Annotated in this window: 16 protein-coding genes; 10 read left to right on the forward strand and 6 right to left on the reverse strand. The window is 64.7% G+C overall.

Features of this window, described 5'->3' with window-relative positions; translation table 11 throughout:
* Positions 1 to 13 precede the first annotated feature (13 nt).
* Positions 14 to 1,690: a glutamine--tRNA ligase/YqeY domain fusion protein gene (locus tag ABIA90_RS16380; protein WP_354118075.1), complete on the reverse strand. Its 1,677-nt coding sequence runs from the start codon at positions 1,688 to 1,690 to the stop codon at positions 14 to 16.
* A 143-nt stretch (positions 1,691 to 1,833) separates the two neighbouring features.
* On the opposite strand from ABIA90_RS16380, the gene gltX reads away from it, so the two are divergent.
* The 9 genes from gltX to ABIA90_RS16425 all read left to right on the forward strand — a co-directional run bounded on the left by gltX (position 1,834) and on the right by ABIA90_RS16425 (position 11,607).
* Positions 1,834 to 3,261: a glutamate--tRNA ligase gene (gene gltX / locus ABIA90_RS16385; protein WP_354118074.1), complete on the forward strand. Its 1,428-nt coding sequence runs from the start codon at positions 1,834 to 1,836 to the stop codon at positions 3,259 to 3,261.
* 169 nt (positions 3,262 to 3,430) lie between these two features.
* On the forward strand, positions 3,431 to 4,735 hold the full coding sequence (gltA, locus tag ABIA90_RS16390; RefSeq protein WP_071913479.1) for a citrate synthase: 1,305 nt from the start codon (positions 3,431 to 3,433) through the stop codon (positions 4,733 to 4,735).
* Between the two features lie 169 nt (positions 4,736 to 4,904).
* A complete protein-coding gene (locus ABIA90_RS16395; RefSeq protein ID WP_354097658.1) occupies positions 4,905 to 5,309 on the forward strand; it encodes a GFA family protein in 405 nt (134 codons plus the stop codon).
* Positions 5,310 to 5,432: 123 nt separating this feature from the next.
* On the forward strand, positions 5,433 to 6,611 hold the full coding sequence (locus tag ABIA90_RS16400; protein WP_354118366.1) for an ROK family transcriptional regulator: 1,179 nt from the start codon (positions 5,433 to 5,435) through the stop codon (positions 6,609 to 6,611).
* Between the two features lie 58 nt (positions 6,612 to 6,669).
* Complete coding sequence (locus ABIA90_RS16405) at positions 6,670 to 7,956, forward strand: ABC transporter substrate-binding protein (protein ID WP_135213806.1); 1,287 nt, start codon at positions 6,670 to 6,672, stop codon at positions 7,954 to 7,956.
* Entirely contained in the window at positions 7,953 to 8,873 is a 921-nt protein-coding gene (locus ABIA90_RS16410; protein WP_354118073.1) for a carbohydrate ABC transporter permease, read from the forward strand. Before ABIA90_RS16405 ends, ABIA90_RS16410 begins: the two co-directional genes overlap by 4 nt.
* Positions 8,866 to 9,723: a carbohydrate ABC transporter permease gene (locus ABIA90_RS16415; RefSeq protein ID WP_354118072.1), complete on the forward strand. Its 858-nt coding sequence runs from the start codon at positions 8,866 to 8,868 to the stop codon at positions 9,721 to 9,723. The genes ABIA90_RS16410 and ABIA90_RS16415 overlap by 8 nt, the downstream gene beginning before the upstream one ends.
* Before the next feature lie 10 nt (positions 9,724 to 9,733).
* Positions 9,734 to 10,843 (forward strand): ABC transporter ATP-binding protein, encoded by a 1,110-nt coding sequence (locus ABIA90_RS16420; protein WP_354118071.1) that lies wholly within the window; start codon positions 9,734 to 9,736, stop codon positions 10,841 to 10,843.
* A complete protein-coding gene (locus ABIA90_RS16425) occupies positions 10,840 to 11,607 on the forward strand; it encodes an SDR family NAD(P)-dependent oxidoreductase (protein ID WP_354118070.1) in 768 nt (255 codons plus the stop codon). Before ABIA90_RS16420 ends, ABIA90_RS16425 begins: the two co-directional genes overlap by 4 nt.
* An 86-nt stretch (positions 11,608 to 11,693) precedes the next feature.
* Here the strand turns inward: ABIA90_RS16425 and lpxB are convergent, their stop codons facing one another.
* Genes lpxB through lpxA form a run of 3 tightly spaced genes read right to left on the reverse strand, consistent with a single transcriptional unit; the run spans position 11,694 to position 14,555 of the window.
* Positions 11,694 to 12,887 (reverse strand): lipid-A-disaccharide synthase, encoded by a 1,194-nt coding sequence (lpxB, locus tag ABIA90_RS16430; RefSeq protein WP_354118069.1) that lies wholly within the window; start codon positions 12,885 to 12,887, stop codon positions 11,694 to 11,696.
* Positions 12,884 to 13,741, reverse strand: coding sequence for an LpxI family protein (locus ABIA90_RS16435; protein WP_071917423.1), 858 nt, complete (start codon positions 13,739 to 13,741; stop codon positions 12,884 to 12,886). The genes lpxB and ABIA90_RS16435 overlap by 4 nt, the downstream gene beginning before the upstream one ends.
* Positions 13,742 to 13,760: 19 nt before the next feature.
* Entirely contained in the window at positions 13,761 to 14,555 is a 795-nt protein-coding gene (gene lpxA, locus ABIA90_RS16440) for an acyl-ACP--UDP-N-acetylglucosamine O-acyltransferase (protein WP_354118068.1), read from the reverse strand.
* A gap of 277 nt (positions 14,556 to 14,832) precedes the next feature.
* On the opposite strand from lpxA, the gene ABIA90_RS16445 reads away from it, so the two are divergent.
* Complete coding sequence (locus ABIA90_RS16445) at positions 14,833 to 15,156, forward strand: KTSC domain-containing protein (RefSeq protein WP_354118067.1); 324 nt, start codon at positions 14,833 to 14,835, stop codon at positions 15,154 to 15,156.
* A 24-nt stretch (positions 15,157 to 15,180) separates the two neighbouring features.
* Here the strand turns inward: ABIA90_RS16445 and fabZ are convergent, their stop codons facing one another.
* The gene (gene fabZ, locus ABIA90_RS16450) at positions 15,181 to 15,642 is read right to left on the reverse strand and encodes a 3-hydroxyacyl-ACP dehydratase FabZ (protein WP_028151691.1); all 462 of its coding nucleotides are present in this window, start codon (positions 15,640 to 15,642) and stop codon (positions 15,181 to 15,183) included.
* Positions 15,639 to 16,706 (reverse strand): UDP-3-O-(3-hydroxymyristoyl)glucosamine N-acyltransferase, encoded by a 1,068-nt coding sequence (gene lpxD / locus ABIA90_RS16455; RefSeq protein WP_063983034.1) that lies wholly within the window; start codon positions 16,704 to 16,706, stop codon positions 15,639 to 15,641. The genes fabZ and lpxD overlap by 4 nt, the downstream gene beginning before the upstream one ends.
* Between the last annotated feature and the right edge of the window lie 74 nt (positions 16,707 to 16,780).

Genomic DNA, 16,780 nt, shown 5'->3' on the forward strand with positions numbered 1-16,780 from the left:
GTGCCCAATCCCCTCAGCCCTTGGCGACTTCCTTCGCGAACGTGTCGCGCAGGCCGATGGTGCGCGAAAACACCGGCTTGCCCGGCGTCGAGTCCTTGTCGCGCACGAAATAGCCCTGACGCTCGAACTGCATCGGCTCGGTCGCATTGCTTTCCGCAACTGATGCCTCGATCCGCGCGTTGGAGAGGATCTCCAGCGACTGCGGATTGAGATCGGCCGCGAAGTTCGAGGCGTCCGGGCTCGGATTGGAGAACAGCTGGTTGTAGATGCGGATCTCCGCCGGCACCGAATTCGCCGCCGGCAGCCAGTGCATGGTCGCCTTGACCTTGCGGCCGTCGGGCGCGTTGCCGCCCTTGGTCGCGGGATCGTAGGTGCAGCGCAGCTCCACCACTTCGCCCGCGTCGTTCTTGATCACGCCGGTGCACTTGACGAAATAGGCGTAGCGCAGCCGCACCTCGTTGCCGGGCGACAGGCGGAAGAACTTCTTCGGCGGGTTCTCCATGAAGTCGTCCTGCTCGATATAGAGCTCGCGCCCGAACGTGATCTTGCGCGTGCCGGCCGAGGGGTCGTCGGGATGGTTGATCGCCTCGAGCTCTTCGGTCTGCCCTTCCGGATAGTTCTCGATGACCACCTTGAGCGGCCGCAGCACGCCCATGCGCCGCTGCGACGTGCGGTTCAGCTCCTCGCGGATGCAGAATTCCAGCATGCCGACGTCGACGACGCTGTTGGCCTTGGCAACGCCGATGCGCTTGACGAATTCGCGCAAGGCTGCGGGCGGCACGCCGCGGCGGCGCATCCCCGCTACAGTCGGCATGCGCGGATCGTCCCATCCGGCGACATGGCCGTCGCGGACGAGCTGGGTCAGCACGCGCTTGGACAGCAGCGTGTAGGTCAGGTTGAGCCGCGCCATTTCGTACTGGTGCGGCTTGGACGGCACCGGCAGCTTTTCGATGAACCAGTCGTAGAGCGGCCGATGGTCCTCGAACTCCAGCGTGCAGATCGAGTGCGTGATGCCCTCGATCGCGTCCGACTGGCCGTGCGCATAATCGTAGCTCGGATAAATCGACCACTTGGTGCCGGTGCGCGGATGATGCGCATGCAGGATGCGGTACAGCACGGGGTCGCGCAGGTTGATGTTGCCCGCGGACATGTCGATCTTGGCCCGCAGCACGCGCGCACCGTTCGGGAATTCACCGGCCTTCATGCGGCGGAACAGGTCGAGATTCTCGTCCACGCTGCGGTCGCGGAACGGCGAGTTCTTGCCGGGCTCGGTCAGCGTGCCGCGCGCCAGGCGAATCTCCTCCTGGGTCTGGTCGTCGACATAGGCGAGCCCGTCCCGGATCAGCTTCTCCGCCCATTCGTACAGACGGTCGAAATAATCCGAGGCGAAGAACAGGTTCTTGCCCCAATCGAAGCCGAGCCAGTGCACGTCGGCCTGGATGGAATCGATGTATTCCTGCTCTTCCTTGACCGGGTTGGTGTCGTCGAAGCGCAGGTGGCAGCGGCCCGGAAACTCCTGGGCGATGCCGAAATTGAGCGCGATCGACTTGGCGTGGCCGATATGCAGGTAGCCGTTCGGCTCCGGCGGGAACCGGGTCACGATCTCCCTGTATTTGCCCTGATCGAGGTCGGCCTGGATGATGTCACGAATGAAATCGCGCCCAACCTCGTTCGCCACCGGTTCTGTCATTACGAAAATCCTGTAGGGAAATCAGCGGCCCTTCTGCCAAATTCGCTTGGCTGAGCCAAGAGCTTAGCGGTCCGCTGCCGGGCTTTAGTTATGCTCCGGTCCTGTTATATACCACCGCCTCCAATGCATAGGCCCTGCCAAGAATGACCGATTCCGTCGTTACCCGCTTTGCTCCCTCGCCGACCGGCTTCCTCCATATCGGGGGCGCCCGCACGGCGCTGTTCAACTGGCTCTATGCGAAAAAGCACGGCGGCAAGATGCTGCTCCGGATCGAGGACACTGACCGGGAGCGCTCCACCGAGGCCGCGATCGGCGCCATCCTCGACGGCCTCAAATGGCTGGAGCTCGGCTGGGATGGCGACGTCATCTACCAGTTCAGCCGTGCCGCCCGCCACCGCGAGGTCGCCGAGCAGCTCCTCGCCGAAGGCAAGGCCTATCGCTGCTACGCGACCGCCGAGGAGCTCACCGCCATGCGCGAGAAGGCGCGCGCGGAGGGCCGCACCCGCCTCTATGATGGCATGTGGCGCGACCGTGACCCGGCAACAGCGCCTTCCGACGTCAAGCCCACCATCCGCCTGCGCGCGCCGCAGACCGGCGAGACCGTGATCGAGGACCAGGTCCAGGGCCGCGTGGTCTGGCAGAACGAGAACCTTGACGACCTCGTCCTGCTGCGTGGCGATGGCAACCCGACCTACATGCTCGCGGTGGTGGTCGACGACCACGACATGGGCGTCACCCATGTCATCCGCGGCGACGACCATTTGATCAACGCCGCCCGCCAGAAGCAGATCTACGACGCCATGGGCTGGGCGCTGCCGAGCATGTCCCACATCCCGCTGATCCACGGTCCGGACGGCTCGAAACTGTCGAAGCGCCACGGCGCGCTGGGCGTCGATGCCTACCGCGCCATGGGGTACCTCCCGGCCGCGCTCCGCAATTATCTCGTCCGGCTCGGCTGGAGCCATGGCGATCAGGAGATCTTTTCGACCGAGGAGATGATCGCCGCGTTCGACCTCGCCAGCGTCGGCCGCGCCGCCGCCCGCTTCGATTTCGCCAAGCTCGAAAACCTCAACGGCCACTACATCCGCCACGCCGACGATCAATCACTCGTGAAGATGTTCGAGGACGTGCTCGACCACGTCGTGCCCAGCCGCAACGAGCTTAAGGCCAAGTTAAACGACACGACGCGGGCGCAGCTTCTCAAGGCCATGCCGGCCCTGAAGGAGCGCGCCAAGACGCTGATCGAGCTGATCGACAGCGCCTATTTCATCTTCGCCGACCGGCCGCTGGAGCTCGATCCCAAGGCGGCAGCGCTGCTGACGCCCGAGAACCGCAAGCTGATCGGCCAGCTTCATTCCGCGCTGGAGAAAGTCGAGACATGGAGTGCGGCGAATGCGGAGGCCGCGCTGCGCGCTTTTGCCGAGGAAAATAGTCTCAAGCTCGGCGCCGTCGCCCAGCCGCTGCGGGCGGCGCTGACGGGACGGTCGACATCGCCTGGTATTTTTGAGGTTTTGGACGTGCTGGGACGCCAGGAAAGCCTGGGCCGGCTTAAGGACCAGGCCAAGGACTAGGCCAAGGACCAGGCTACGACGTAAGTCGACCATGCGTGCGGCGATCTTGCAGCGCACACAGCAATAATATACCCATCTCACCCGTACCTTCTGGAATATCCGGCCTGCCCCACCAAGTCATTGGGGCCTTCCGGGTCCGGCCCGTTTCACCACACATCGGGGACCTCTGATGGACGCAAAAGCAAGCAATAAGACCGCCACGCTGACGGTCGGAAACAAGAACTACGATCTCCCGATCCACAGCGGCAGCGTCGGGCCTGATGTCGTCGATATCGGCAAGCTCTACGCCCAGTCCGGGCTGTTCACCTACGATCCCGGCTTCACCTCGACCGCAAGCTGCGAGTCCAAGATCACCTATATCGACGGTGACGCCGGCGTGCTGGAATACCGCGGCTATCCGATCGAGCAGCTCGCCGAGAACGGCGACTTCCTCGAGACCTGCTACCTCCTGCTCTACGGGAACCTGCCGACCGCCGCGCAGAAGAAGGATTTCGACGACCGCGTGATCCATCACACGATGGTGCACGAGCAGATGGCCCGCTTCTTCCAGGGCTTCCGCCGCGACGCCCATCCGATGGCCGTGATGGTGGCTTCCGTCGGCGCGCTCGCCGCGTTCTACCACGACTCCACCGACATCAACGATCCGAAGCAGCGCATGATCGCTTCCATGCGCATGATCGCGAAGATCCCGACTCTGGCGGCGATGGCCTACAAGTACACGATCGGCCAGCCCTTCGTGTATCCGAAGAACTCGCTGAAGTTCGCCGAGAACTTCCTGCACATGTGCTTCGCCGTGCCATGCGAGGAGTACAAGATCAATCCGGTGCTCGCTGACGCGCTGGACAAGATCTTCATCCTGCACGCCGACCACGAGCAGAACGCCTCGACCTCGACGGTGCGCATCGCCGGCTCATCCGGCGCCAACCCCTTCGCCTGCATCGCCGCCGGCATCGCCTGCCTCTGGGGCCCGGCGCATGGCGGCGCCAACGAAGCTGCGCTCGCGATGCTCGCCGAGATCGGCTCGGTCGACAAGATTCCGGAATTCATCGCCAAGGTGAAGGACAAGAACAGCGAAGTCCGCCTGATGGGCTTCGGCCACCGCGTCTACAAGAACTACGATCCGCGCGCCAAGATCATGCAGAAGATGTGTCATGCCGTTCTCAAGGAGACCGGCCATGGCGACGATCCGATGCTGAAGGTGGCGCTCGAGCTCGAGAAGATCGCGCTCAGCGACCAGTACTTCATCGACCGCAAGCTCTACCCGAACGTCGACTTCTATTCGGGCATCACGCTGAAGGCGATGGGCTTCCCGGTCTCGATGTTCACCGTGCTGTTCGCGGTCGCCCGCACCGTCGGCTGGATCAGCCAGTGGAGCGAGATGATCGAGGACCCGCAGCAGAAGATCGGCCGTCCGCGCCAGCTCTACACCGGCGTCACCCGCCGCGACTACGTCGCGATCAAGGATCGCAAGTAAGATCGGCCTTAGGGCTTTCGAAACGGCGCCATCCTGCGATGGCGCCGTTTTTGTTTGCGGGCGACATTTGTAGGGTGGGCAAAGCGAAGCGTGCCCACCACCTCTCCGAGACCGAGCCAGAAACGGTGGGCACGCTGCGCTTTGCCCACCCTACGATATGGAGAACCTGATGCTGAGCGGAAGCTGCCTCTGCGGAGGCGTTGCCTACGAGGTCGATGCGACCCCGGGCACCATCATGCACTGCCATTGCCAGACCTGCCGCAAGACGCACGGATCGGCCTTCTCCACCGTCACCAACGTCCCGCGCGACCGCTTCCGCTGGACCAAGGGCGAAGATTTGCTGCGCGGCTTCGAATCCTCGCCCGGCAAAACCCGCTATTTCTGCTCGCAATGCGGATCGCACATCGTCGCCTCGCGCGAGGGCAGGAACACGGTTCTGCTGCGGATGGGCTGCCTCGACACACCGATCGCAGAACGGCCCGAGGTGCACATCTGGCGATCGGACGCCGCCAACTGGTACGACCCGAAGGCTGAATTACCGGAGTGGGCCGAAGGCACCGCACCGAAAGCCTGACCGGTTCTTCGCCTCATCTTGCTGCCACGCACAACAACAAGTCGACTCATCGCGTCCGCAATCGCTTGACAGTCGAAACGCTCCGCGCGCAAATTCTTACACTAAGTAAGAATGACGACAGGGATGGAAATGCCGGAGCAGCCGAGAAGTCGGCGGCAGACGCGCGCTGCCATTTTGACTCACTTGCTCCAGTCCGGCGGCTCGTTCCGGCCGCCGCTGGCCAAGGCCGTGCGCCTGTCCGAGGCGAGCCTATCGCGCATCCTGTTTGATCTGAAAGCCGAAGGCCTGATCGAGGAAGTGCGGCGCCCTGCCCCCTATGTTGGCGGTCCGACAGGCCTCGTGTCGCTCGATGGCTCCGTGGCGCTCGCAGCCCTCGAGCTGACCGGCCAGTGGCTCAGCGTGGGCGTTGGCGGCATGTCGGGCGAAATGCACTACACCGAGCGTGTTCCGTTGCTGAAGAAGCCGACCGTCGAGACCGTCGGCCGGGTGTTCCGCGAAGCCCTCACCTTGCTGCGCGACTGGACGCGCCGCCGCCGCATCAGTCTCGCGCAGATCGGCATCACCATTCCCGGCCTCGGCCGCCTGAGCGCCGCGGGCAATCCGATCATTCCCTGCGACGTCGAACGCATCGGCGACATGCTCGGCGGGATGTTTACCGGCGTGCCGGTCGAGTTCACCAACTCGGTGGTCGCACACGCCACGTTTCACCGCTGCCGTACGCAGGACTATCCCTTCAGCGGCGCACATCTCTTCGTCTTCGTCGGCCAGGGCGTTGCCGGCGCCTGGATGGACGATCCGCTGGAGGCCGATGCCCTGCAGCCGGTCGAGCTCGGCCATATGGTGTTCAACGCCGACGGACCGCGCTGCCGCTGCGGTCACCATGGCTGCGTCGAGGCCTATACGTCGCTGCCAGCCCTCGCCGAGCTCCTCGGCGCAACCGAGGCCGAATTGCTCCAGCTCGGCAGCGAGTGGGTGAGCACGATCCCGCGCTCGTCGCGAATGCGCCAGGAGTTGCGCCAGCGCCTGTTCCGGCTGGGCCTTGCGATCGGCAACACACTGAACGTGAAGCCATGCAACGGCGTCGCGATCAGCGGCTGGCCGTCGCTGCTCTCCGAAGAGGACCGGAAAGCGGTGGTCGATGGGATCGACGCCTGTCTTCTCGGCGGGCGGAAACTGGCGCAGGTGTCGCTCGCCTTCGTGCCGCCCTCGAACGGCAACGATCCGCAAGCAGCTCTCGCCTTCGCCGCCTTTTGTCTCGCCAGCCGCGGCGGGATGCCCGCGGCTTCCACGGAGGCCGCCTGACATGCCCTGAGCCGCGTGGCTCAACGCGCCAAGAAAGTTCACACTGGGAGGAACTGCCATGCCGATCACGACAACAAGACGCCGTCTGCTCGCTGGATCTGCGGCCGCACTCGCACTACCGGCATTCGCCCGCGCGCAAGGCGCGGCCAAGCCGCGCCTCACCGCGATCTCGCAATGGTCCGCAGGCAGCGATGGCGCGGCGATCACCGCACTCGGCAAGAAATTCGAGGAGAAAGGCGGCGTTTGGCAGCACTCGCCCGTCCCCGGCTTCACCACCGAGATGATGAACAAGCTGCGCGCTCAGATCATCGCCGGCGATCCGCCGGCCTGTTCGCAGCTGAAGGGCCCCGAGATTGCGGCCTGGTCGAAGATCGCCCCGACCGTCGATCTCGACGCCCTCGTCGCGGCCGCCGGCTACGAAAAGGTCGTCGCTCCGGACCTCGCAAAATTGCACAAGCCGGGCGGCAAGTGGATTGCGCTGCCGTTGCAGATCTACAGCACCAACATGCTGTTTCTCTCCAAGCGCGCGATGGACAAGGCCAAGGCCGACAAGGTCCCGGTCACCTGGGCCGACTTCAACGATCTCGCCGACAAGATGAAGGCGGGCGGCATCACCTACCCCATCGCCAACGGCGGCACTCGCCCCGATGACGGGCAAAAATTCGAGGCCTCTTTGGCCGGCATCAGTCCCACGGCATACCGTGCGGCCATCATGAATCTCGACAAGAAGGCCCTGGAGGGCCCCGAGATCAAAGCTGCCTTCGTCCAGGTCCGCAAGATCGCCAACTGGATGGACCCCAACGTCGGCGCCCAACCCTACGCCACCAATTTGAAGCGCTTCGTCGACGGTGACATGGGCATGATGATCATGGGCGGGTGGGCGCAGGGCGTGTTGCGTAACGCCGGTTTCAAGTTCGACGACTTCATGATCACGCCGGGCCCGAGCGACAATGGCAAGCCGGTCTTCCTGTTGAATGCCGACGCCTTCATCTTCTGGCAGCGCAAGGAGCCGGACCTCCAGGCCGGTCAGACGTTGATGGCCCAGCTCGTCATGGATCCGGCGATCCAGACCATGTACTCGCAGATCACGGGATCGATCCCGGTGCGCACCGATGTCGACCTCTCCGGTGATGGCTGGTCGGACGGTCAACGGCGAACCGCAGCCGCGCTCAAGGACGCTGTCGCCAACAATCAGGCCGTCCTGAGTCTTGCGCACAACATGGCGCAGGAAAACGGCCTCACGGCCGCGATGATCGACGTGCTCACCGAGTATGTGAAGAACAAGACGATCACGCCGGAGCAGGCGGTCACCCGCCTCGCCGAGGCCGTCGAGGGTTCGCGTTGACCGACACCGTCTCCACAGCAACGCGGCCGGCGACGTCTGACGTCGTGCGCCGGCTGCCCGAATATCTGATGATCTGGGTGCCACTGCTGTTGTCGGCTGCGCATCTCATTTCGTTTTCGCTGTGGACGATCTGGATTTCGTTCACGCCCTCGACGCTTGTTCCGGTCTCCGGCTGGGTGGGTCTGCGCAACTACAACGCGGTCCTGGCATCGCGGAACTGGCAGATTGCCTTCGACAATCTGCTGGTGTTTGGCAGTGCTTTCGTGCTGCTGAGTTTGATCACCGGCCTTATGCTTGCGATCCTGCTCGATCAGCGCATTCGCGGCGAGAATGTGCTGCGATCCATCTTCCTGTATCCGCTTGCGGTGTCGTTCGTCGTCACCGGCACGGTCTGGAGCTGGCTACTCAATCCCGGCATCGGGATCCAGAAGCTCGTCCATGACCTCGGCTGGACCTCCTTCCGGTTCGACTGGCTGATCGACCGCGATATGGCGATCTGGACGATCGTGATTGCCGCGATCTGGCAATCCTCAGGCTTCGCCATGGCGCTCTTCCTCGCCGGCCTTCGCTCCGTCGATTCCGACATCATCAAGGCCGCCCAGATCGACGGCGCCGGACCGGTCCGAACCTATTGGCGGGTCATTCTGCCGACGCTCTGGCCGATCACCATCACCGTCGTCGTCGTCCAGTTGCAGTTCGCCATCTCGGCCTTCGACCTCGTCCGTGCGCTCACCAATGGCGGGCCGGGAATCGCGACCCAGCTGCCGGCCCTTGTCGTCTACGACCTCATGTTCCAGCGCAGCCAGCTCGGCCGGGGCGCCGCAGCGGCGGTGCTGATGCTGCTCATTCTACTTGCGGTGCTGCTACCCTATGCGGCGTGGCGTTATGTCCAGCGAAGGCAGGCCACCCATGCGTGACCGCAGCTTCGCACCGAGCCGAATTCTGATCTATCTCGTCGTGACATTGTTCGCTGCGGCCTATCTCGCACCACTCGTTGTTGTCGTCCTGAACTCTCTCCGCACCAACGAGGAGATCGCGCAGGGTTCGATGATCGGCTGGCCGCAACATTTGGCCTGGACCAACTACGCCAAGGCCTGGAGCGGCTTCTGCGTCGCCGAGACCTGCGCCGGCATCCGGCCGTACATGCTGAACTCCGCGCTCGTCACCATCCCGGCGACGATTTTCTCGACCCTGCTCGGCGCTGTCGCCGGTTACGCCGTGTCGCTCTGGCGCTTTCGCGGCGATAGCTGGATCTACGGTATCGTGACCCTCGGCCTCTTCCTTCCCCAGCAGATGCGCCTGCTTCCCTGGACCATCGTGCTGCGGGACACCGGTCTCATCAACACGCTGACGGGCCTCGTGCTGATTCACACCATCCAGGGGCTCTCCTTCACCACGCTGTTCTGCCGAAACTACTATGTCGCCATTCCACACGAGTTGATCAGAGCCGCACGCATCGATGGCGCCGGGTTCTTTCGTATTTTCTGGCGCATCATCCTGCCGCTCTCGGCTCCTATTCTGATCGTCACCGTGATCTGGCAATTCACGCATATCTGGAACGAGTTCCTCTATGGCGTGACATTCACCACCGGCCAGCAGCAGCCCGTCACGGCCGCGCTAATCGCGCTCTCTGCCGCAATTGCGGACATTCCGCAGCATGGCGTGCAGAGCGCCGCGGTGATCATCGCAGCGCTGCCCACTTTGCTGATCTATCTCCTCGGCGGACGGTACTTCGTGCGCGGCCTGACCGCCGGCGCAGTGAAATGATGGGGTCGTCATGGCAGCACTGAGCATTCGCACCCTGTCCAAGCGCTACGCCAATCTGGAGGTGCTGAAGGGCATCAACCTCGACATCGAGAGCGGCGAGTTCACCGTGCTGGTCGGGCCATCCGGCTGTGGCAAGTCCACCCTGCTCAACATCGTCGCCGGGCTCGATCGTCCGAGTGACGGAACGATCGAGATCGGCGGACGCGTCGTCAACGACGTCCCGCCCAAGGATCGCGACATCGCCATGGTGTTCCAGTCCTACGCGCTCTATCCGTCGATGACGGTGCGCCAGAACATCACCTTCGGCATGGAATGCCGTCACGTTCCGAAGGCGGAGCAGGAGAAGGCGCTGGCGAATGTGGCTCGCCTCCTCCAGATCGAGCCCCTGCTCGGCCGCAAGCCGTCGCAATTGTCCGGTGGCCAGCGGCAGCGCGTGGCGATGGGACGGGCGCTGGTGCGCGATCCCCTGCTCTTCCTGTTCGACGAGCCGCTCTCCAACCTCGATGCGAAGCTGCGCGTCGAGATGCGGATGGAGATCAAGCGCCTGCACCAGCGCATCGGCGCCACGATCATCTATGTCACCCACGACCAGATCGAGGCGATGACGATGGCAACGCGCATCGCCGTGATGCATCGGGGCGTGGTGCAGCAGTTCGCCGATCCGGACACCGTGTACCGCTATCCGGCCAATCTGTTCGTCGCCCGCTTCATGGGTTCGCCGCCGATGAACACCATGCCGGGGCGGCTCGAGGCCGATAGCGGCGGACTGATAGCCGTGATCGGCGCGGGGCGACCGGACGAGGTTCGTCTGCGCCTGCATGGACACGACGGGGCGGCGCCCTACGTCGGCCGCGACGTGGTCGTCGGGATCAGGCCGGAATGCATCGCCGAGGCCAGCCGCGTCTTTTCCGGCGAGGCGCCCGTCCTCGTCGACGCGCCGGTCGAGATGATCGAGCCGACCGGCGCCGAGACAATCGTGCTGCTGCGTCTCGGCGGCGAGACTGCGCTGGCGCGCATCACCCCGGATATCCGTCCCGCGCCCGGCGCGACCGCCACCTTCGCGCTCGACACGCGGCGCATTTGCCTGTTCGACCCCGAAACGGAGCGGCTGATCGCATGACCCGGACCATCTATCCCAGCCTTGCCGGCCGCGTGGTGTTGATCACAGGTGGCGCCAGCGGCATCGGTGCCGCCTTCGTGCGTGCCTTCGCGACCCAGGGCGCCCGCGTCGCCTTCCTCGACATCGATGCGAGCGCCGGCGAAGCGCTGGTACGGGACGTCGCGGCCACATCCGGCTCCACACCCCTGTTTGTGCCCTGCGACCTCCTCGACATCGACGCCTTGCGCGCTGCGATGGCGCGGGTGCACGGATCGCTCGGCGATGCCGCAGTCCTCGTCAACAATGCCGCCAACGACCAGCGTCAGGTGCTGGCCGAGGTGACGCCGGCCGAATTCGACTGGACGATCGGCGTCAATCTCAAGCACGTCTTCTTCGCGGCCCAGGTGGTGGTGCCGCAGATGCAGGCGCGCGGCGGCGGCTCGATCATCAACATGTCGTCGGTGGCGTGGATCCGCGGCGCGCCGGCGCTGCCGGTCTATGCCACGGCGAAGGCGGCGATCGTCGGCTTCACCAACTCGCTGGCCAGGTCAGTCGGCCCCGACCGCATTCGCGTCAACGCGATCGCGCCCGGCATGGTGATCACCGAGCGCCAGCGCCGGCTCTGGTTTCCGGACGAGCAGAAGATCTCCGAGCTGCGCACTCGCCAGGCCGTTCCCGATGCGGTGACGCCGGAAGACATCGCCAGCATGGTGCTGTTTCTCGCGTCCGACGAGAGCCAGCGTATCACCAGCCAGTGTTTTCGGGTCGACGGCGGCCTCGCCTAGGACTGTAGGGTGGGCAAAGCGCAGCGTGCCCACCACCTCTCCACAACCGAGAAGGAAATGGTGGGCACGCTTTCGCTTTGCCCACCCTACGAAGCCGTCTGTTGCCGCCGCCCCTTGCGCATCGTCGCGAGCACGATGTCGGCGGCGAGCACGCTCGGCGACTTGTTGCCGGTAGACATGATGGTGTCGAGCCGAGCAAACGCCTCGACCTGTCGTTTGCGCAGCGGCGTGTCCGTGAGCAGCTCCGACAGTGCTGGCGCCAGCTTCTCCGGGACGCAGTCCTCCTGCAAGAACTCCGGAATGACATCCTCGCCGATCACGAGATTGGCGAGGATCACCGACGAAACGCGGATCGCGCGGCGCAGGATGAAGGCTTCGATCGCGCCGACGCGATAGGCCGTGACCATCGGAATACCGGACAGCGCGAGCTCCAGCGTCACGGTGCCGGATTTGGCCAGCGCCGCGCGCGCGGTTCGGAACGCGGCGCGCCTCTCGGTCTCGCCGACCACGATTTGCGGCTTGACCGGCCAGCTCGCGATGCCTTCGCGGATGGTGGCTTCGAGATGCGGCATGGTCGGCAGCTTCAGTTCGAAGGCGCGGCCTTCGGCCTGGAGGCGTCCGAGCGTCGCGCCAAACACGTCGAGATGGTGCCTGATCTCGCTGCGGCGACTGCCAGGCAGCACCAGCAGAACCGGCGGCTCGGTATCGCGGCGCCGCTGCTCCTCCGCATTTGGCCGCAGCGACGGCAATTGCTCGATCAGGGGATGGCCGACATAGCTGCATGGCGGCCCGCCGAGCTTGCGGTATTCCTCCGGCTCGAACGGCAACAGGCCAAGCACATGATCGACGTAGCCGAGCATTGTCCGCGCCCGTCCCGGCCGCCAGGCCCAGAGCTGCGGCGAGACATAGTCGACGACCGGGATCGCGGGATTCTTCGCGCGCACGCGGCGGGCAACGCGATGGGTGAAATCGGGGCTGTCGATGATGACGAGCGCGTCGGGCGCAGCCTCCAGCACGGCATCCGCGGTCTGGCGGATCAGCCGCAAAATCTTCGGCAACTGCTGGACGACCCCGGCGAAGCCGACGATCGACAGCTCCTCGATCGGAAACAGCGTCTCGAGCCCCTCACGCGCCATGGTCCGGCCGCCGACGCCCACAAACTGCACGCCGTCGCCGAGCCGCTGGCGCAACACTTTCATCAAGGCGCTGCCAAGCCGGTCGCCGGATTCCTCCGTCGCGATCAGGAAGATCTTTCGCTTGGGATCGCGGCTCTGCATCACGCTGGCAGGCCGATGACGAAGAGATATTTGGCGTCGGCGAGCGAGATCATCGCCTGCGGCTCGGCGGCGATGGTGTTGCCGGCGACGACGGCGATGCCGGCCAGTCCGGCGCGAGCGACGCCCTCGAGGGTACGCGGGCCGATCGTCGGCAGGTCGAAGCGCAAATCCTGCCCGCTCTTCGGCACCTTCACCAGCACCCCGCGTCCTGTCGCAGCGCGGATGCGCCCCTCCTCGCGCAGGCGTGCCACGCGCGCGAGCAGCGCGTCGGTGCCCTCGATATCCTCGATCGCCACCACATGGCCGTCGATCACGACCGCGGCCTGGCCGATGTCGAACGGGCCGAGCGCGGTCAGCACCGCGCGGCCGCGCTCGATGTCGGCCTTGCTGTTGTCGTTCGGCCAGGCGCGGCTGATGCAGCCCTCGGGCATCAGCAGATCCGGCGCAACATCCTTGATGCCGACCATGCGAAAGCCGCCTTGCTCGAGAATGCGCCCGACACCGGACAACAGATGATCGTCGCCGCCGCGGAAGGCGCGGATGACGTTGCCGAGCAGGCGCAGTGTCGTGACGTCGAACCTTATTTCGGACAGCGCGGGCCGCACCAATGTGCCGATGAAGATCAGATCGCGGCAGCCCTCCTCGCGGAACAGCCGCATGGCGCGGCCGAGCTGGCCGACCGAGATCCAGCGATGGCGGAATTGCTCCACCCGCGTCGGATCGCAGGCGCCACGCAGCGGGAACAACACCGGCGTGATGCCGCGCGCGGCAAGCGAGTCGGCGACCGCGAACGGCATGGCGCCGCCGCCGGCGACGACGCCGACCGGCGACGAAATCTCCGAAGCCGCCGATGTCATGCCCGCGGCCATCCCGAAATCACTTCTCGATGGCGGGAAGACAGATCGGGCGATGCTTGCGCTTGCCGATGAAGTCGAGGATCTCGGCAATCGCGGGGTCTTCGCTCGCGAGCGGCTGGGCCGCCGCGAGCCGCTCGGCGAACGTGCCGGGGCCGTGGAAGAGTTTTTGGTAGAACGATTGCACGGTTGCGCGCCGCTGCTTGGTGAACTGCCGCCGCTTCATCCCGATGAGATTGAGGCCTTCCAGCGCCGCATACTGGCCGTTGGCGAGGCCGAACGGAATGATGTCGTCGCGCACGCCCGAGAGGCCGCCGACCATCACCTGCGGGCCGATGCGCGTGAGTTGATGCACCGCCGACAGGCCGCCGATATAGACGAAATCGCCGATCTCGCAGTGGCCGCCGAGCGTCGCCGAGGTCGCGAAGATCACGTTGCTGCCGACCATGCAGTCATGGCCGACATGGCTGTTGTTCATGAAGTAGCCGCCGTTGCCGACGCGCGTTAGCCCGCCGCCCTTGATGGTGCCGACATTCATCGTCGCGCCTTCGCGGATGGTGCAGCCGGAACCGACCTCCAGCCTGGTCGGCTCACCCTTGTAGCTGAGATCCTGGGGCGCGCCGCCCAGCACCGCGAAGGGCGAGATCACGCAGCCGTCGCCGATCGAGGTGTGGCCGATGACCGTGACTTGTCCGATCAGCTTGCAGTTCGCGCCGATCACGGCATTCGGACCGATGATGCAGAAGGGTCCGATCTCGGTACCCTCGCCGATCACGGCGCCGTCCGCGACCCGTGCGGTGGGATCAATCTTACTCATCAAGCAATCTGACTCATCAAGAAGGTCTGATTATGTGTTGAAGTCGCTCAGTTTTCCGGTGGTTAGCGCGACTATGCCCGATCTGTCCAGTGACGTATCATCTCGGCCTGTTTCAGGCACCGGATGAGCCGGCCGTCCTAAAGCACGATGAGATTGGGATGAATCGTCATCGCGCTTCAGGCTATTGTTCGAGCATGATCCTTTCGGAAAACCGCTGCACGTTCTTCCGGATCATGCTCTAGCTCGTCAACGCCTTCATGTGGAGCTTGAAGTCATCGTGGTCAGGGCCCTGGCAGTTCTGCTCGCACAGCTCGCGGCCGCCCCGATCGTCTCCGAGACGGTCGAGACCGGCGAACGCCGCTTCGTCGATCTCGGGACGTTCGAGTGCCGCGACATCACCCGCAGCACGGTGCTTCAGCGGGTCTGCTACGACCGCGCGCGGCAGGACCTCATCGTCGCGATCGACGGCCAGTATGACCGCTATTGCGGGGTCGCGGCCGAGACGATCGACAGCCTGCTCGGCGCGCCGTCCATGGGCCAGTTCTTCAACCGAAATATCAGGCGCGAGACCGCCGGCAATCGTTACGGTTGCCGCGCATAAATCCATTTCCGCTGCTTGAGCTGCTCAGTCCGTCAGCATGGCGCCGACGTCGGCTTCAGCAACGATCTGGCCGTTGACCTTGGCGTCGCCGTGAAACCACCACATCGCCTTGCGGCGGCCGATCGAGCGCATGTGATATTCGATGGTGTCGCCAGGCAGCACCGGCTTCCGGAACTTGCACTTGTCGATGGTGAGGAAATACACCGCGCGCGGCTTCTCGGTGCCCTCGACCGAGGTGATGCCGATCACGCCCGCGGTCTGCGCCATCGCTTCGATCATCATCACGCCGGGATAGACCGGGCGCTCCGGGAAATGTCCCTGGAAGGCCGGCTCGTTGAAGGTGACGTTCTTGATGCCAATGCCGCTGTAATCGGCGCGGATATTGATCACCCGGTCGATCAGCAGCATCGGGAAACGGTGCGGCAGCGTCCGGAGGATCGCGTTGATATCCACCAGCTCGAACTTGATTGGTGATTCCTCCGTCATTCCCGTCCCTCGTTCTTCGGATCGGCCCTGCTGTCGCGTACCAGGCGCTCCACCGCGATAATTTCCTTGAACCACTGCTTGGTCGGCTTGGCGAAAAAGCCGCCCCAGCGTCCGTTCGGCGGGATGTCGTCCTTGACGCCGCTCATCGCGGTGACCTGGGCGCCATCGCCGATCTTGAGGTGATTGTTGATGCCGACCTTTGCTCCCAGCGCCACGTTGTCGCCGATCGTCAGGCTGCCTGCGAGCCCGATCTGGGCCGCCAGCAGGCAGTTCCGACCGATGGTCACATTGTGGCCGATCTGGACCTGGTTGTCGATTTTGGTGCCCTCCCCGATCACGGTGTCGCGCAGGGAGCCGCGATCGATGGTGGTGCCGGCGCCGACTTCCACATTGTTCTGGATCAGCACGCGGCCGGTCTGGGGCACCTTGAGATGGCCCTCGGGGCCGAAGAAGATGAAGCCATAGCCGTCCTGGCCGATCGAGCAGCCGGGATGGATCAGCACGTTGTTGCCGATCAGCGCGCACTGGATGGCCGTGCGGGCGCCGACATTGCAGTCCCGGCCGATCTTGACGCCGGGACCGATGACCACGCCGGCCCCGATCACGGTGCCGCCGCCGATCTCGACGTCAGGGCCGATGACGGTCAGGGGATCGACGATGACGTCGTCCTCCAGCCGGGCCGAGGGATCGATGATGGCCGACGGCGCGATGCCGTCATTACCGACCCAGGACTGCGGGCGCAGCGCATCGCCATGCCATTCCCGGGCGAGCCCGACAAAGGCGCGGAACGGCTGCGCCACCCGCAGCACAGCCACATGCGCAGGCACCTGGGCCTCGAAGCGCGGACTCACCAGGCAGGCCCCGGCCTTGGTCGCCTTGAGCTCGTCGGCATATTTGAGGTTGTCGAAGAACGCCAGATGCATCGGGCCGGCTTCGTCGAGCGAAGCAAGACCGGTAATGACGTGACCGCCCCTGGCAGGGTCGACGAGCTGCGCCTTGGTCAGCGCGGCAATGTCAGCCAGCGGTGAGGCCGGCGGCTTTTTGAAGAAGGTCGGCTGCGCCATTCCACCCCATCGCGGTCCGGCTTCGGCATGAAGCGGTCAGGCCGCATCATGCCTTATCTCACGGATTGAGCACG

Source organism: Bradyrhizobium sp. LA6.8, assembly GCF_040547935.1.
GTDB classification, from domain to species: domain Bacteria; phylum Pseudomonadota; class Alphaproteobacteria; order Rhizobiales; family Xanthobacteraceae; genus Bradyrhizobium; species Bradyrhizobium barranii.